Source organism: Shigella sp. FC1567, from assembly GCF_001743015.1.
GTDB lineage: Bacteria > Pseudomonadota > Gammaproteobacteria > Enterobacterales > Enterobacteriaceae > Escherichia > Escherichia coli.
This window is the reverse complement of the sequence record NZ_MIIV01000529.1, coordinates 1-17,253: the sequence shown is the minus strand read 5'-3', so window position 1 is coordinate 17,253 and position 17,253 is coordinate 1. Positions and strand designations below refer to the sequence as shown.

11 protein-coding genes, 1 tRNA gene and 3 pseudogenes are annotated in these 17,253 nt (G+C 52.8%); 6 read left to right on the top strand and 9 right to left on the bottom strand.

Annotated features, from left to right (window positions below):
- Positions 1 to 333 (top strand): annotated as a pseudogene (locus BHE85_RS24690) (IS1-like element IS1X2 family transposase); the annotation flags it as partial.
- Positions 334 to 443: 110 nt separating this feature from the next.
- On the opposite strand, the pseudogene rhuM reads toward BHE85_RS24690, so the two are convergent.
- A pseudogene (rhuM, locus tag BHE85_RS24685) lies at positions 444 to 572 on the bottom strand (RhuM family protein); the annotation flags it as partial.
- Positions 573 to 650: 78 nt separating this feature from the next.
- A tRNA-Sec gene (locus BHE85_RS24680) sits at positions 651 to 745 on the bottom strand.
- A 292-nt stretch (positions 746 to 1,037) separates the two neighbouring features.
- Here BHE85_RS24680 and BHE85_RS24675 point away from each other — a divergent pair.
- Positions 1,038 to 2,420: a glycoside-pentoside-hexuronide family transporter gene (locus BHE85_RS24675; RefSeq protein ID WP_000834432.1), complete on the top strand. Its 1,383-nt coding sequence runs from the start codon at positions 1,038 to 1,040 to the stop codon at positions 2,418 to 2,420.
- A gap of 9 nt (positions 2,421 to 2,429) precedes the next feature.
- On the top strand, positions 2,430 to 4,721 hold the full coding sequence (yicI, locus tag BHE85_RS24670) for an alpha-xylosidase (protein ID WP_000702879.1): 2,292 nt from the start codon (positions 2,430 to 2,432) through the stop codon (positions 4,719 to 4,721).
- Positions 4,722 to 4,773: 52 nt separating this feature from the next.
- Here yicI and BHE85_RS24665 read toward each other — a convergent pair whose 3' ends face one another.
- Both BHE85_RS24665 and xanP read right to left on the bottom strand, forming a co-directional pair.
- Positions 4,774 to 6,483, bottom strand: a complete 1,710-nt coding sequence (locus BHE85_RS24665; protein WP_004987499.1) for an AsmA family protein — start codon at positions 6,481 to 6,483, stop codon at positions 4,774 to 4,776.
- Between the two features lie 120 nt (positions 6,484 to 6,603).
- Entirely contained in the window at positions 6,604 to 7,995 is a 1,392-nt protein-coding gene (gene xanP, locus BHE85_RS24660) for a xanthine/proton symporter XanP (protein ID WP_004987485.1), read from the bottom strand.
- A 279-nt stretch (positions 7,996 to 8,274) separates the two neighbouring features.
- Between xanP and gltS the strand changes: the two genes are divergently transcribed.
- Positions 8,275 to 9,480, top strand: coding sequence for a sodium/glutamate symporter (gltS, locus tag BHE85_RS24655; RefSeq protein WP_000468833.1), 1,206 nt, complete (start codon positions 8,275 to 8,277; stop codon positions 9,478 to 9,480).
- Positions 9,481 to 9,513: 33 nt separating this feature from the next.
- Here the strand turns inward: gltS and recG are convergent, their stop codons facing one another.
- Genes recG through gmk form a run of 5 tightly spaced genes read right to left on the bottom strand, consistent with a single transcriptional unit; the run spans position 9,514 to position 15,377 of the window.
- The gene (gene recG, locus BHE85_RS24650; RefSeq protein ID WP_000147776.1) at positions 9,514 to 11,595 is read right to left on the bottom strand and encodes an ATP-dependent DNA helicase RecG; all 2,082 of its coding nucleotides are present in this window, start codon (positions 11,593 to 11,595) and stop codon (positions 9,514 to 9,516) included.
- A gap of 5 nt (positions 11,596 to 11,600) precedes the next feature.
- Positions 11,601 to 12,290, bottom strand: a complete 690-nt coding sequence (gene trmH / locus BHE85_RS24645; RefSeq protein WP_001070177.1) for a tRNA (guanosine(18)-2'-O)-methyltransferase TrmH — start codon at positions 12,288 to 12,290, stop codon at positions 11,601 to 11,603.
- Between the two features lie 6 nt (positions 12,291 to 12,296).
- Positions 12,297 to 14,405, bottom strand: coding sequence for a bifunctional GTP diphosphokinase/guanosine-3',5'-bis pyrophosphate 3'-pyrophosphohydrolase (spoT, locus tag BHE85_RS24640; protein ID WP_000280488.1), 2,109 nt, complete (start codon positions 14,403 to 14,405; stop codon positions 12,297 to 12,299).
- A gap of 18 nt (positions 14,406 to 14,423) precedes the next feature.
- Positions 14,424 to 14,699 carry a DNA-directed RNA polymerase subunit omega gene (gene rpoZ / locus BHE85_RS24635; RefSeq protein WP_000135058.1) on the bottom strand — a complete coding sequence of 92 codons (276 nt, stop codon included), beginning with the start codon at positions 14,697 to 14,699 and terminating at the stop codon, positions 14,424 to 14,426.
- Positions 14,700 to 14,753: 54 nt separating this feature from the next.
- Positions 14,754 to 15,377 (bottom strand): guanylate kinase, encoded by a 624-nt coding sequence (gene gmk / locus BHE85_RS24630; RefSeq protein WP_004987327.1) that lies wholly within the window; start codon positions 15,375 to 15,377, stop codon positions 14,754 to 14,756.
- 257 nt (positions 15,378 to 15,634) lie between these two features.
- Here gmk and ligB point away from each other — a divergent pair.
- Positions 15,635 to 16,894 (top strand): annotated as a pseudogene (gene ligB, locus BHE85_RS24625) (NAD-dependent DNA ligase LigB); the annotation flags it as partial.
- Positions 16,895 to 16,946: 52 nt separating this feature from the next.
- Positions 16,947 to 17,253 (top strand): transposase (locus BHE85_RS24620; RefSeq protein WP_032219445.1); only part of this gene is annotated, 307 nt, incomplete at its 3' end.

Below are 17,253 nucleotides of genomic sequence, written 5' to 3'. Positions count from 1 at the left end.
TGGCTGTTTTACGCGTATGACAGGATACGGAGGACGGTTGTGGCGCACGTCTTCGGTGAACGCACTCTGGCCACACTGGAGCGTCTTCTGAGCCTGCTGTCGGCCTTTGAGGTCGTGGTATGGATGACGGATGGCTGGCCGCTGTATGAATCACGCCTGAAGGGAAAGCTGCACGTTATCAGCAAGCGTTACACTCAGCGCATTGAGCGACATAATCTGAATCTGAGACAACATCTGGCAAGGCTGGGATGGAAGTCACTGTCGTTCTCAAAATCGGTGGAGCTGCATGACAAGGTCATCGGGCATTATCTGAACATAAAACACTATCAGTAAGTTGGAGTCATTACCGAATAGTCGTATAAAAAAGGGTGTTATGGAGCGTGTAAAACAACATCTTCACCTTAATGGCGATACAGTTGGCTGAGAGCCAGCAGGGGGCAAATCACCTGCAAATAAACACGGCACATGCTGGCGCGCATATCGCGGATGCGTTCGAGGACAGAAGAACCGACAGGCGGATTCTTCAGCCGCTCATCGTCCATCACAAAACCTTAGACCAGGTATTCCTGAAGCCGATTGAATATTGAGCAGTAGAAAATATCTGGATTGACAGTATTACAAGGGGTTGGAGAACGTCAGAAGAGGCATTTTGGCGGAAGATCACAGGAGTCGAACCTGTCCGGGACCGCTGGCGGCCCCAACTGGATTTGAAGTCCAGCCGCCTCACCGGAGACGACGATCTTCCGCGCCTCGATTGCTACATGGAGGCGGGGCGCATTATAGCTACTTCCTTGAGTTTCTACATCCCCCAGATCAGTTTTTTCCGCCTAATACACGCAGCGTATTATCACGAAAGCATTATAGTTCATATAAAACTCATATTTTACAATGACATATGAGCGGAATTAACGCTACCACGATCACATAAAACAAGAATCATAAATTAATAACCAGATATCGGAATATTCGCTCTCACAGGGATGGTTTACAAAATGCGTTATCGGTCTCAGCACCCCTATAGCATCAAGGAAAAGCAGATGAAGAGTGAAGTGTTGTCCGTTAAAGAGAAAATTGGTTATGGCATGGGAGACGCCGCCAGCCACATTATTTTCGATAACGTAATGTTATATATGATGTTCTTTTATACCGATATTTTTGGCATTCCTGCCGGTTTTGTCGGAACCATGTTTTTGGTCGCTCGTGCACTGGATGCGATTTCCGATCCTTGCATGGGGTTGTTGGCCGATCGAACGCGCTCTCGCTGGGGTAAATTTCGTCCGTGGGTACTGTTTGGCGCACTGCCATTCGGGATCGTCTGTGTACTGGCCTATAGCACGCCAGATCTCAGTATGAACGGCAAAATGATCTATGCAGCAATTACTTACACCCTACTTACCTTACTTTATACCGTCGTCAATATCCCTTACTGCGCATTGGGTGGTGTAATCACCAATGACCCGACTCAGCGTATCTCGCTGCAATCCTGGCGTTTTGTGCTGGCGACCGCGGGAGGCATGCTTTCTACTGTTCTGATGATGCCACTGGTTAATTTAATTGGCGGTGATAATAAACCACTCGGTTTCCAGGGCGGTATCGCGGTCCTTTCCGTGGTGGCATTCATGATGCTGGCATTTTGTTTCTTCACCACTAAAGAACGCGTTGAAGCACCACCTACAACAACGTCTATGCGGGAAGATTTACGTGATATCTGGCAAAACGACCAGTGGCGGATTGTCGGTTTACTAACCATTTTCAATATCCTGGCGGTGTGCGTACTCGGTGGGGCGATGATGTATTACGTCACATGGATTTTGGGCACGCCGGAAGTGTTTGTCGCTTTTCTCACCACTTATTGCGTGGGTAACCTGATTGGTTCCGCACTGGCAAAACCTCTGACCGACTGGAAATGTAAAGTCACTATCTTCTGGTGGACGAACGCCCTGCTGGCAGTGATTAGCCTCGCGATGTTCTTTGTTCCCATGCAGGCCAGCATCACTATGTTTGTCTTCATCTTCGTGATTGGTGTGTTGCATCAACTGGTGACACCTATCCAGTGGGTAATGATGTCCGATACCGTCGACTACGGCGAGTGGTGCAATGGTAAACGCCTGACCGGGATCAGTTTTGCTGGCACGCTGTTTGTGCTCAAACTGGGGTTGGCCTTCGGCGGCGCTCTTATCGGCTGGATGCTGGCTTATGGCGGATATGATGCGGCAGAAAAAGCGCAGAACAGCGCCACGATTAGCATCATTATTGCGCTATTCACGATTGTTCCGGCGATCTGTTATTTGCTGAGCGCGATTATCGCTAAACGCTACTACTCACTCACGACGCACAATCTGAAAACCGTTATGGAACAGCTGGCTCAGGGTAAACGCCGTTGCCAGCAACAATTCACCTCTCAAGAAGTGCAGAACTAAGGAACGGCAATGAAAATTAGCGATGGAAACTGGTTGATTCAACCTGGCCTCAATTTGATTCACCCGCTTCAGGTGTTCGAGGTTGAACAGCAGGATAATGAAATGGTGGTCTATGCTGCCCCCCGTGATGTGCGTGAACGTACCTGGCAGCTTGATACGCCTTTATTTACGCTGCGCTTTTTCTCCCCACAGGAAGGTATTGTCGGTGTGCGGATTGAGCATTTTCAGGGAGCGCTGAATAACGGTCCTCATTATCCGCTCAATATTTTGCAGGACGTGAAGGTCACAATCGAAAACACAGAACGTTATGCTGAGTTTAAAAGTGGCAACTTAAGCGCGCGTGTCAGCAAAGGTGAGTTCTGGTCACTCGATTTTCTGCGCAACGGTGAACGTATTACCGGTCAGGACACGAATAATCAACGAAATTATATGTTTGAGCGGCTTGATCTTGGCGTTGGCGAAACAGTTTATGGTCTGGGAGAGCGTTTTACTGCCCTGGTGCGCAATGGTCAGACGGTAGAGACCTGGAACCGGGACGGCGGCACAAGTACTGAACAGGCGTATAAAAATATCCCGTTCTATATGACTAACCGTGGCTATGGGGTGCTGGTCAATCACCCCCAGAGTGTCTCTTTTGAAGTGGGATCGGAGAAAGTCTCCAAAGTGCAGTTCAGCGTTGAGAGCGAATATCTCGAATACTTTGTTATCGACGGTCCGACGCCGAAAGCGGTACTTGATCGTTATACCCGTTTTACTGGTCGTCCGGCGCTGCCGCCCGCATGGTCCTTCGGCCTGTGGCTAACCACTTCATTTACCACCAACTACGACGAAGCGACGGTAAACAGCTTTATCGATGGTATGGCGGAACGCAATCTGCCGCTGCATGTTTTCCACTTTGACTGTTTCTGGATGAAAGCCTTCCAGTGGTGCGATTTTGAGTGGGACCCGCTGACTTTCCCGGACCCGGAAGGGATGATCCGCCGCCTGAAAGCGAAAGGGCTGAAAATCTGCGTCTGGATTAACCCCTATATCGGTCAAAAATCCCCCGTCTTTAAAGAGTTACAAGAGAAAGGCTATTTACTCAAACGCCCGGACGGTTCGCTATGGCAGTGGGATAAATGGCAGCCAGGTCTGGCGATTTATGACTTTACCAATCCGGATGCCTGCAAATGGTACGCCGACAAACTGAAAGGTCTGGTCGCGATGGGCGTTGATTGCTTTAAGACCGACTTTGGCGAACGTATCCCAACTGATGTTCAGTGGTTTGACGGTTCCGATCCGCAGAAAATGCATAACCATTATGCGCACATCTACAACGAACTGGTGTGGAACGTGCTCAAGGACACCGTTGGTGAGGAAGAAGCTGTCTTGTTTGCCCGCTCGGCCTCCGTCGGTGCGCAGAAATTCCCGGTACACTGGGGTGGCGATTGTTACGCTAACTACGAATCAATGGCGGAAAGCCTGCGCGGTGGTTTGTCTATTGGCCTTTCAGGTTTTGGCTTCTGGAGCCACTATATCGGCGGCTTTGAAAATACCGCTCCGGCGCACGTTTACAAATGCTGGTGCGCGTTTGGTTTGCTCTCCAGCCATAGCCGTTTACACGGTAGCAAATCTTATCGTGTGCCGTGGGCCTACGATGATGAGTCCTGTGATGTGGTGCGCTTCTTCACGCAACTGAAATGCCGCATGATGCCGTATCTGTATCGTGAAGCTGCGCGTGCAAACGCGCGGGGTACGCCGATGATGCGGGCCATGATGATGGAGTTCCCGGACGATCCGGCTTGTGATTACCTTGACCGTCAATACATGTTAGGCGACAACGTGATGGTTGCGCCGGTGTTCACTGAAGCGGGCGATGTGCAGTTCTACCTGCCGGAAGGTCGCTGGACACACCTGTGGCACAACGATGAGCTCGACGGTCGTTGCTGGCATAAACAGCAGCACAGCTTCCTGAGTCTGCCCATTTATGTGCGTGATAACACCCTACTGGCGCTGGGCAACAACGATCAACGTCCCGATTACGCGTGGCACGAAGGCACGGCATTCCACCTCTTTAATCTGCAAGACGGGCATGAAGCCGTCTGTGAAGTGCCCGCTGCTGACGGATCGGTGATCTTTACTTTAAAAGCAGCACGTACTGGCAACACGATTACTGTGACTGGTGCGGGCGAGGCGAAGAACTGGACACTGTGCCTGCGCAATGTTGTGAAAGTAAATGGTCTGCAAGACGGTTCGCAGGCTGAAAGTGAGCAGGGGCTGGTGGTGAAGCCTCAAGGGAATGCGCTGACAATTACGTTGTAATCTATTGATGGAATGCCGGGTACGTCTGAGTCGTACCCGGCGAGATTGATGTTTACTGCACCAGCTCTGCCGACGTAACTTCACCGCTGGAAACGATGCCAGCATTCATGGTTTGAGTCACTTGCTGCTTTGCGGCGTTCACGGCATGCAATTGCCCGCTAACCGTAGGTTTCAGCGGGGCATTGGCCTGAATATCTCCACTGGCGGTAAGCTGAATATTGCCGTCGCCAGTCAACGGTAATTCAGGCCATCCCCATTGTTGCAAAATATTCACCGGCACACCGCGTCCATTCAGGCTGATATGGGTCTGACGTTGTGGCGTTTGTGAAACACTGGCAGTGGCTTCCAGAATGCCTTTTTCAGTAAATGCACTCAGTTCGCTGATATTCACCGTGCTGCTGTTGGCGGTCAGCGCCAGCGACGGGCGACGAACATCAACACGATTGAATGTCGCGGCGGCGGCATTCAGATTCGCCGAGCCACTCCAGACGCCCCATTTATGATCGGTAACCAGCGTCAGGTTGGCACCGTAACCATCGAGCGTGGTGAGCTGCCACGGGAAGTCAGGGTCGATATCAATGATCAGATTGCGGCTGGCGCTAAATCTCTTCAGTTGCAGGCTGTTTAACCAACCGGGTGTCGTTTCCATCCACAACTGTTGCCAGTTTTTCGGCAAGGTATATTCCAGCCCGGCAATTGCCGCATCATCAAGGATCAACGTTTTCCCGTCACGCAGCCAGTTCCCTGACGTTCTGACCATACCCCCTTCCCAGCGGCTGGTGAACTGGCGCAGCGCTACGCCCTGCGGGGAAAATTCCGCGTTTATAATCGGGTCAAATAAATGCAGCGAACCATAAATGAACTCGCTAGCGTTCATCAACAGTTTGCCTTCTTGTGTCTGCCAGTCATCTTTACTGAAGGTCATGTTGCGCAAGCTGAGATCGAGGTCGGTCACCGCCCAGTCCGGACCTTGCAAATGAGCATCGATCACTTCCAGGCGACCAATCTGCAACGACGGGACAGAGCGTAATGGCGCAAAGAAGTCGGTTAGCGATTTTTCGCTTTGTAGACGTATATCCGCCATGCGCAGGTTTTCCACTTGCCAGCTGCCGTCGGCGTTACGCTGCGCGTTTCCGGTTAATGTCCCGCGGGCGATGTCGGCACCCAGGTTAGTCAGCGTAACGCGATCGTTATCAATACTGCCTTCAATCAGTACATTGGTGGCAGGAACATCATTGAGCGAAAGCGATCCGGCACTAAACTGAATCTGCGCCTTCGTACCCAGCACTTTACCGGCTTTTGGTGACCACGGAACTACGCCGCCATTTACCCGCTGCGCGCTCAGTTTCCATTCGCTATTCGGGCTATTAAACGCCATATCACGCAGTTGCAGACGATCGGCTTTGAACGGTAGCGGCGCGGTCTGGTCGGTGAGATTCAGCGTCCCGTTTTCCAGCAGGATGGTATCGACATGGCGTGGTTCGGTCAGTTGCCGACTGCTTAGCGCAATGTCGACACTTTTGGCCACCAGGGTCGCGGGCTGACCATCACGACCAAACGTGACATTCTCCAGCACGATATGAGATGGCGCGGAAAAACGGTGATCCATCGCCCCGAAGGCCAGATGATAGTCGCTATTCTCGGAAACCCATGCGCTGATATGTTCTGCTCCCCAGCGGGTTTGCAGAAGAAAATAGAGGCCAGCGATCACCACTAACAGAGCGATGAGAATGTAGAGAAGCAGCTTCCCAATAAATTTCATGGTCTTCCATTCCGTGAAATGCACATAAGAGAGTTATGCACGATTTACGCGCAATCCTCAAGGCGGGAATGGTGAAAGAGGTGAGACTGCGGCGGTAATTATCTTACCGCCGCCAGTGAATTACTGTTTTTCTGGTGGGAAAATCAGATTCAGCACGATGGCAGTAATACCGCCCGCGGCGATCCCGGAGGAGAGCAGGTTTTTCAGCCATTCAGGGGCAAACTGCAAAATCAGCGGCTGCTGAGACACGCCCAGACCAACCGCCAGCGACAGCGCGATAATCAGAATCGCCCGACGGTTCAGCGGCTCACGAGAAACGATACGCACACCGGAGGCGGCGATGGTGCCAAACATTACAAGCGTTGCGCCGCCCAGAACCGGTTCTGGAATGTGTTGTACAAAACCGCTCACTGCCGGGAACAGACCCAGCACGATCAACATCAGCGCGACGACAAAACCGACATAGCGGCTGGCAACACCAGTCAACTGGATCACTCCGTTGTTTTGCCCGAAGCAGGAGTTCGGGAAGGTGTTAAACACCGCCGAAACAAACGAGTTCAGGCCGTTTGCCAGCACGCCGCCTTTCAGGCGTTTCATGTACAGCGGACCGGACACTGGCTGTTCGGAAACGTCAGAGGTCGACGTGATATCGCCAATGGTTTCCAGCGAAGTGATCATAAAGACCAGCATCAGCGGCAGCAGCAGACTCCATTCAATGCCAAGACCGTAATAGAGCGGCGTTGGCACCATAATCAGTTCTTGCGTCATCGGTTCGTTGCTTTCTGGCAACATGCCCATAAACCACGCCAGCGCATATCCGGCCGCCATCGCAATCACCAGTGAGGCCACGCGTAAGTAAGGGTTACGTTGACGGTTAAGCAGGATAATTAAGGCTAAGACCACGCCTGCCAGCAGCAGATTTTTCGGTGCGCCGAAGGTGTTATCGCTCATGGCTGCGTAACCGCCGCCAATGGACGTTAACCCAACCTGAATTAGCGACAGGCCGATAATCATCACCACAACGCCAGAAACCAGCGGCGTAATAATGCGGCGCGCCAGATGCAGAACGCGGGAGATCACCATCTCGGTGCAACTTGCCAGCATCAACGTGCCGAACAAAGCCGCCATCATGGTAGGAACATCAGCACCACCGGTTTTCAGCGCGGTACCGCCCATAATCAGCGGGGCAACAAAGTTGAAGCTGGTGCCCTGAATAGACAACAGCCCGGAGCCAACCGGACCCCAGGTCTTAATTTGAATAATCGATGCCACACCGGAGGCAAACAGCGACATACTAATAATGTGTTGCGTGTCTTGTGCCGGTAAACCCAGCGCCTGGCAGATTAATAGCGCTGGCGTGATCACCGCAACGAACATCGCCAGCAGATGCTGACAGGCGGCAAACAGGGTTTGAGGAAGCGGCGGACGATCTTCAAGACGGTAAATCAGTTCGCTGTTTTGAGTCTGCGCAACCGGTTGCGCATTTTCTGACTCGAGGGTGGAAACAGACATCGAAAACAATCCCGTGGTAGCAAAGCGGGCATTTTAGCTGACCGAAAGAGAAAAGCAAACGTTTGCCACATCCTCATCTAAATATTTAAATGAGATAAATGCACTTTTTTATATAACTTTTGGTATTTTTCTGCTTAAAATCCATGCCATTTGTTCATTAACAGCTGAGAATTTGACCCAGGAAAGCATAACTCGATACCCGTCATAGTTCATGAAGTTGCCACTGCGCGATGAAGTATGACGAGTATGAAAGAGTGATGCGGATACAAAGGAGTAACTATGTTTCATCTCGATACTTTAGCAACGCTTGTTGCCGCAACGCTGACGTTGCTGCTCGGGCGTAAGTTGGTCCATTCCGTCTCCTTTTTGAAGAAATACACCATACCGGAACCTGTTGCGGGTGGTTTGTTGGTGGCGCTGGCGCTACTAGTACTGAAAAAAAGCATGGGCTGGGAAGTCAACTTTGATATGTCCCTGCGCGATCCGTTAATGCTGGCTTTCTTCGCCACCATTGGCCTGAACGCCAACATTGCCAGTTTGCGTGCCGGTGGGCGTGTGGTTGGCATCTTCTTGATTGTGGTTGTTGGTCTGTTGGTGATGCAAAATGCCATTGGCATTGGTATGGCTAGCCTGTTAGGGCTTGATCCGCTGATGGGGCTGTTGGCCGGTTCTATTACGCTTTCCGGCGGTCACGGTACGGGCGCTGCGTGGAGTAAATTGTTCATTGAACGTTATGGCTTCACCAATGCGACGGAAGTGGCGATGGCCTGTGCAACGTTCGGTCTGGTGCTGGGCGGCTTGATTGGCGGTCCGGTGGCGCGCTATCTGGTGAAACACTCCACCACGCCGAACGGTATTCCGGATGACCAGGAAGTCCCGACGGCGTTTGAAAAGCCGGATGTGGGACGCATGATCACCTCGTTGGTGCTGATTGAAACTATCGCGCTGATTGCTATCTGCCTGACGGTGGGGAAAATTGTTGCGCAACTTTTGGCTGGCACTGCTTTTGAACTGCCGACCTTCGTCTGTGTACTGTTTGTTGGCGTGATTCTGAGCAACGGTCTGTCAATAATGGGCTTTTACCGCGTCTTTGAGCGTGCGGTATCCGTGCTGGGTAACGTAAGCTTGTCGTTGTTCCTGGCGATGGCGTTGATGGGGCTGAAACTGTGGGAGCTGGCTTCGCTGGCGCTGCCGATGCTGGCGATTCTGGTGGTACAGACCATCTTCATGGCGTTGTATGCCATCTTCGTTACCTGGCGCATGATGGGCAAAAACTACGATGCGGCAGTGCTGGCTGCGGGTCACTGTGGTTTTGGCCTCGGTGCAACGCCAACGGCAATCGCCAACATGCAGGCGATCACTGAACGCTTTGGCCCGTCGCACATGGCGTTTTTGGTGGTGCCGATGGTCGGTGCGTTCTTTATCGATATCGTCAATGCGCTGGTAATTAAGTTGTATTTGATGTTGCCGATTTTTGCCGGTTAACCGATGAAGCGGCGGTCTTCTCACCGCCGCCTTTTACGCATTCGAGTAACGTTCTGTCTCCGGCATCCAGCGTTCTATCAAGGCTTTTGCCTGTTGTGGGTAACGTTCGTGAATATGTCGCGCCAGGCGCTGAACTTCCGGGATCATCGCCTGATCGCGCAGTAAATCCGCCACTTTAAATTCAGCATTACCCGTCTGACGCGTGCCTAACAATTCGCCAGGGCCGCGAATCTCCAGATCTTTTTGCGCAATCACAAAACCGTCGTTACTGTCGCGCAGCACTTGCAGGCGAATTTGCGCCGTTTTAGAAAGCGGCGTTTTGTAGAGCAGCACGCAGTGAGAAGCCACCGCGCCACGACCTACGCGCCCGCGCAGCTGGTGTAACTGCGCCAGACCCAGACGCTCAGGGTTTTCGATAATCATCAGGCTGGCGTTAGGCACATCAACACCGACTTCAATAACGGTAGTGGCAACCAGCAGATGTAGCTCACCTTGTTTAAACGACGCCATCACCGCCTGTTTCTCGGCTGGTTTCATCCGCCCGTGTACCAGGCCAACATTCAATTCTGGTAGCGCCAGTTTCAACTCTTCCCAGGTAGCTTCCGCCGCCTGCGCTTCCAGTAACTCTGACTCTTCAATCAACGTACAAACCCAGTACGCCTGACGACCTTCAGTTATGCAGGCATGGCGCACGCGGTCAATGATGTCGGTACGGCGGGTATCAGGAATAGCGACCGTAGTCACTGGCGTGCGGCCTGGCGGCAGCTCATCTATCACCGAGGTATCGAGATCGGCATACGCCGTCATTGCCAGCGTGCGGGGGATCGGCGTGGCGGTCATGATCAACTGATGCGGATGGAAGCCTTGCTGCTGGCCTTTCTCCCATAACGCCAGACGCTGATGCACGCCAAAGCGATGTTGTTCGTCGATAATCACCAGCGCCAGACCGTTAAACTGCACCTGTTCCTGGAAGATGGCGTGCGTACCAACAATCATCTGCACCTGACCGCTGGCGATGGCTTCCTGCTGAGACAGTCGCGCTTTGCCTTTCTGCTTACCGGCGAGCCAGCCCACTTCGATACCGAGCGGTTCAAACCAGTTGCGGAAGTTATTGGCGTGCTGTTCGGCGAGTAATTCGGTTGGTGCCATCAATGCCACCTGTTTGCCGTGGGCAATCGCACGCAGCGCGGCGAGGGCGGCGACCAGCGTTTTACCGGAACCTACATCGCCCTGTACCAGGCGCATCATCGGCACATCCAGCGCCATATCGCGCTCGATCTCCGCCACTACGCGTGCCTGTGCGCCCGTTGGCTTGAACGGTAAGGCTGCGAGGAGTTTATTTTTCAGCGCATCATTGGCGCTCAGCGGCTGGGCATGAAAACGCTGTGCTCCGGCACGTAAGGCTAACATGCTGAGGTTGTGCGCCAGCAGTTCTTCCAGAATCAGACGACGTTGCGCCGGATGCTGCCCGGTTTCCAGATCGCTAAGCTGTAGCGTCGGTGGCGGGCGGTGCAAAGTGCGCAACGCTTCCGGTAGCGTCATCATTCCTTGTGACAGTTCCGGCGGCAGGAGTTCTTCAATGGCGCAGGTGTCGAGCAGATCCAGCGCCTGGTCGGTTAATTTACGCAGCGTGGCCTGCTTTACGCCTTCCGTTGTTGGATAAACCGGCGTGAGCGTTTCCTGTAATTCTGGCGTGCTGAGATCGCCCTGCACGCGGTATTCCGGGTGGATCATCTCCGCACCATATTTACCGCGCTTTGCTTCGCCATAAGCCAGTACACGGCGGCCCGTCGCCAGGCTATTTTTCATTGCCGCGCTGAAATTGAAAAAGCGCATGGTGAGGATGCCGGAACCGTCGCTGATCTGGCAGGTCATCATCCGCCGACCGCCGAAGGAGATATTGCAGTTCAGCACTTCGCCTTCCACCGTGGCATAAACGCCCGGCAGTAGTTCTCCGATGGGGTAGAGATGGGTGCGATCTTCGTAGCGCAGGGGAAGGTGTAAGAGTAGATCCTGCACGGTATGCAGGTTGATTTTCGCCAGTTTGTTACTAAGTGCTGCGCCAACGCCCGTTAGGGAACTGAGTGGGACAGCATCTAACAGGCGACCTGTCATGGCACTTACCCTGCAGCCTGCATAGTAGCCCACCAGTCGGCATCAGCTTCGATCTCGCCTTGCTGATTGACGTGGGGATAAGGCAGGCCTTTGCGTTTTGCGACTTTCGCCAGCACCGGATAGCCGCCTTCAAACAACAGGCGTTGTTGCTCTGCTTCCGGCAACATGCTGTTTTCACGCAGGTACATGCCTGCATTTTGCCGCTGACGCTGGGCTTCGTAAAGAATGAGGGCTGAGGCAACGGAAACATTCAGCGACTGCACCATGCCGATCATCGGAATGATGATGTCCTGATCCGCCAGGGCCAATGCTTCCTGCGTGATGCCCGTTTTCTCCTGTCCCATCAAAATGCAGGTCGGGCGAGTGTAATCAATTTCGCGGAAATCGACAGCGTTATCAGAAAGATGGGTTGCCAGAATCTGCATGCCCTGGCCTTTGAGATGAGCGACGGCATCGCCAATGGTGCGGTGTGTTTTCACCTGTACCCAGCTGTTACTACCCGCCGCTGCCGAAGCCATGGTGCGCATGCGGCTACCAGGCCAGACGGCGTGAACTTCATGTACGCCAACGGCATCTGCGGTACGAATAATCGCAGAAACGTTATGAGGTTTGTGGACCTGCTCCATGCAGACGGTCAGATCAGGCTGCCGCCTGGCGAGCATTTCGCAGATGCGTGCATAACGTGTTGGGTTCATAAAACATTAATTTCGGTTTCGGGTGACTTTAATCACGTCTGGCATCACGCGGATTTTGCGCATGATATTCGCCAGATGCACACGGTCACGAGCGGTCAGACGAATAAAGGCGCTGTAGACGCGACCATCTTTCTCTTCCGTATTCAAACTTTGAATATTCGAAGTCGTGGTGTTAATTGCCGCCGTCAGGTTTGCCAGCGCACCCTGATGATTGAACATCTCCACCTTGATTTCGGTGATGAACTCCTGCGCCGTCTCTTTATCCCATTCCACAGCCATAAACTTCTCTGGCTCTTTCTGGTAGCCACGGATGTTACGGCAGGATTCATGGTGGATCACCAGACCTTTACCGGGGCTGACGTGGGCGATAATCGGGTCGCCAGGAATAGGGCGGCAGCATTTCGCAAAGGTGATCAGCACGCCATCCGCGCCTTTGATCGGCAGATGCCCGTGGCTTTGAGTCGCCGGTGGAATGGAGGCGTCCCCATGTTGTAGATTTTTCGCGACCACCACGCTCATTGCGTTACCAAGGCCGATTTCTGCCAGCAGATCGTCAAGCGTTGCCAGCTTCATGCGATCCAGCTCGCGCTGAATATTTTCCTGCGGGATTTCATTGAGCTTACGGCTACCACCCAAAGCATGGTTGAGCAGACGACGGCCCAGGCTTACAGAATCATCACGCTTGAGGTTTTTCAGCAACTGACGAATTTTGGCGCGCGCTTTCGAGCTAACGACAAAGTTCAGCCAAGCGGCATTCGGGCGAGCGCCCGGAGCGGTAATGATTTCAACGGTCTGACCGCTAGTAAGCGGCTGCGACAGCGGGTAAGGCTGGCGGTCGACGCGTGCGCCCACGCAGGCATGGCCGATATCGGTATGCACTGCATAAGCGAAGTCGACGGGCGTTGCACCGGCAGGCAGCTCGACAATGCGCCCTTCCGGTGTGAAAACGTAAATCTCATCCGGGAAGAGATCGGATTTAACGCTCTCGATAAATTCAAACGAACTACCGGCGCTCTGTTGCAGCTCCAGCAGGCTTTGCATCCAGCGCTGGGCGCGTATTTGTGCGGTAGTACTGGTTTCGCCGTGCTCTTTATAAGCCCAGTGCGCGGCAACACCCATCTCCGCCATCTGATCCATATCTTCGGTACGGATCTGGACCTCAACCGGCACGCCGTGCGGGCCAATCATCGAGGTGTGCAACGACTGATAGCCGTTCGCTTTTGGAATGGCGATATAGTCTTTCACGCGGCCCGGACGCGGCTTGTACAGGCTGTGCATCTGGCCCAGCACGCGATAACAGGTGTCAGAATCATTGACGATCACGCGGAAAGCGTAGATGTCCATGATTGAGTGAAAACGCTGCTCTTTGAGCACCATTTTGCAGTAAATCGAATAAAGATGCTTTTCGCGACCACTGACGCGGCACGGTATTCCCGCTTCCTGCAAACGCCCTTCGATTTCAGAAAGAATCTTCTGGATCATCTCTTTACGGTTGCCGCGCGCGGCTTTCACCACTTCTTTGATTACGCGATAACGGTTGGGATACAGCGCCTCAAAACCCAGCTCTTCGAGTTCGGTTTTAATGTGGTGGATACCTAAACGGTGCGCCAGCGGGCTGTAAATTTCGAGAGTTTCACGGGCGATGCGGCGACGTTTGTCCGGGCGAAGTGAGCCCAGCGTGCGCATGTTGTGGGTACGGTCGGCAAGTTTGATGAGGATGACGCGGATATCCTGCACCATCGCCATAATCATCTTGCGAAAGTTTTCGGCCTGCGCCTCTTTCTTATCGCGGAACTTGAGTTTATCAAGTTTCGACACCCCCTCTACCAGCTCGGCGACGCTTTTACCAAAAAGCTGTTCCATATCCTGGTAGGTGGCGGGAGTATCTTCAATCACGTCATGCAGCAGCGCCGCCATCAGCGTTTCATAGTCGAGTTTCATCTCGGCCAGAATGCAGGCAACCGCTACCGGGTGCGTGATATAGGGTTCACCGCTTGAACGTGTTTGCCCCTCGTGAGCATCACGTGCAACGAGATACGCCTGCCGCAGACGCTTGATTTGGTCTTCCGGCAGGTAGGTTTGAATCAGTTGATTCAGGCTTTCAAACAGATACAAGGGCGACCCGCTTTGTGATTAACGACGACCTTCAGCAATAGCGGTAACGGCTTGTAATTCAGCGGCTTCCTGCTCTTGCTGTTCCTGGCGTTCGCGAACGTCGAGGATCTGGTTGTTGATCAGACCTTCTTCGATTTCGCGCAGCGCGATTACAGTGGTTTTATCGTTTTCTTCCGGTACCAGCGGATCCTTTCCGCCTACCTGCATCTGACGAGCGCGACGCGCGGCGACCAGTACCAGGTCAAAACGGTTACCAATTTTCTCTACAGCGTCCTGAACAGTTACGCGTGCCATACTTAAAAAGCTCCACAGGTGAAGAAATGACTGGGCATGATACTGAAATCAGGTTCAGTCTGCCAACAATTTGCTGATTAAAGCGTCATGACGCTGCTTTTGGCGGCTCATGCGCAGACGTTCGGCGCGAATAATGGTCTTCAAATCGGTCAACGCGGTATCGAAGTCATCATTCACAATCAGGTAATCATATTCGTCGTAATGGCTCATTTCTGCAACAGCTTGCGCCATACGCTTTGCAATGACCTCTTCGCTGTCCTGACCGCGACCGCGTAGACGGCGGTCCAGTTCAATTTTAGACGGCGGTAAAATAAAGATACTCCGCGCGTGCGGCATCTTCTGGCGAATTTGCTGCGCGCCCTGCCAGTCGATATCGAGAAAAACATCGACACCGGTCGCCAGTACTTGCTCAATGGCCTCACGCGAAGTGCCATAGTAATTACCAAAAACTTCTGCGTGTTCGAGGAACGCATCTCTGCTAATCATTTCTTTAAATTCATCATGATTAACAAAGAAATAATGTTCACCGTGGACTTCACCAGGACGCGGTTGGCGTGTGGTGTGTGAAACAGAAACCTGGGTGTCATACAACGGTTGGGTTTTTAATAAAGCCTGAATCAGGCTGGATTTACCCGCGCCACTGGGGGCAGAAACAATATAAAGCGTGCCTTGAGCCATGAGTATCTTTCGTATGTGATTAGCGAAATAAAGCCTACATACGAGCTTATTATACACGGCGCGGCCATGTGACGTAGCCCTTGCTCACACTTTTTGCGCAAAGTTGTTGCGTTTTGCGTAGCTGCTTCCGCATTTGCCTGTGATTTACTGCAATAAAGACGATTCTCAGGAAGCGTCCTCGCAGACTCCGTTTTTGCCACTCGGCTTTGCCTTCACCACGTTGTATATCTGCCAGCCTGACTACAGCGGAGGTGAAGATGAAAGTATGGATGGCGATATTAATAAGTATCTTGTGCTGGCAATCATCTGTGTGGGCGGTCTGTCCGGCCTGGTCGCCAGCCAGAGCACAGGAAGAAATTTTCCGCCAGCAACAGCAAATAAAACAGTGGGACGATGACTACTGGAAGGAAGGAAAAAGTGAGGTGGAAGACGGTGTTTACGATCAGTTAAGCGCCCGTCTTACGCAGTGGCAACGCTGCTTTGTGAGCGAGCCCCGCGACGTGATGATGCCGCCTTTAAATGGTGCGGTTATGCATCCGGTTGCCCATACGGGTGTACGCAAAATGGCGGATAAAAACGCATTAAGTCTGTGGATGCGAGAACGTAGCGATCTTTGGGTGCAGCCAAAAGTTGATGGCGTTGCGGTAACCCTGGTTTATCGGGACGGGAAACTGAACAAAGCAATCAGTCGCGGTAATGGCCTGAAAGGCGAGGACTGGACGCAGAAAGTTAGCTTAATTTCCGCTGTGCCGCAAACCGTTAGCGGGCCTTTAGCCAACAGTACGCTTCAGGGGGAAATATTTCTCCAGCGCGAGGGGCATATCCAACAACAAATGGGGGGAATAAATGCCCGCGCAAAAGTTGCTGGCTTGATGATGCGCCAGGACGATAGCGACACGCTGAATTCTCTGGGCGTTTTTGTCTGGGCATGGCCGGATGGACCGCAGTTAATGTCTGATCGTTTAAAAGAGCTGGCTACCGCAGGTTTTACTCTAACGCAGACGTATACCCGTGCGGTGAAAAATGCTGATGAAGTTGCGCGCGTACGCAATGAGTGGTGGAAAGCGGAATTACCCTTCGTCACCGATGGCGTAGTTGTACGAGCGGCGAAAGAGCCAGAATCCCGCCATTGGCTACCGGGCCAGGCAGAGTGGCTGGTGGCCTGGAAATATCAACCTGTAGCTCAGGTTGCCGAAGTGAAGGCGATTCAGTTTGCGGTGGGTAAGAGCGGTAAAATATCGGTGGTTGCGTCACTCGCATCTGTCATGCTGGATGATAAAAAAGTCCAGCGGGTGAATATTGGTTCCGTCAGGCGCTGGCAGGAGTGGGATATTGCGCCTGGTGATCAGATTCTCGTCAGCCTTGCCGGTCAGGGTATTCCTCGCATTGATGATGTGGTGTGGCGCGGTGCAGAACGTACAAAACCGACACCGCCAGAAAACCGCTTTAACTCGTTGACCTGCTACTTTGCTTCTGATGTTTGTCAGGAACAGTTCATTTCACGCTTAGTCTGGCTGAACCGCCCCGGGAATCCTGGAGACTAAACTCCCTGAGAAAGAGGTAAACAGGATGACTAAAAATACTCGTTTTTCCCCCGAAGTCCGTCAGAGGGCGATTCGTATGGTTCTGGAAAGTCAGGGCGAATATGACTCACAGTGGGCGGCAATTTGTTCCATTGCCCCAAAGATTGGCTGTACACCGGAGACTCTGCGTGTCTGGGTACGCCAGCATGAGCGGGATACCGGAGGCGGTGATGGCGGGCTCACCACCGCTGAACGTCAGCGTCTGAAAGAGCTGGAACGTGAAAATCGTGAACTGCGCCGCAGTAACGATATCCTTCGCCAGGCTTCCGCTTATTTTGCGAAGGCGGAGTTCG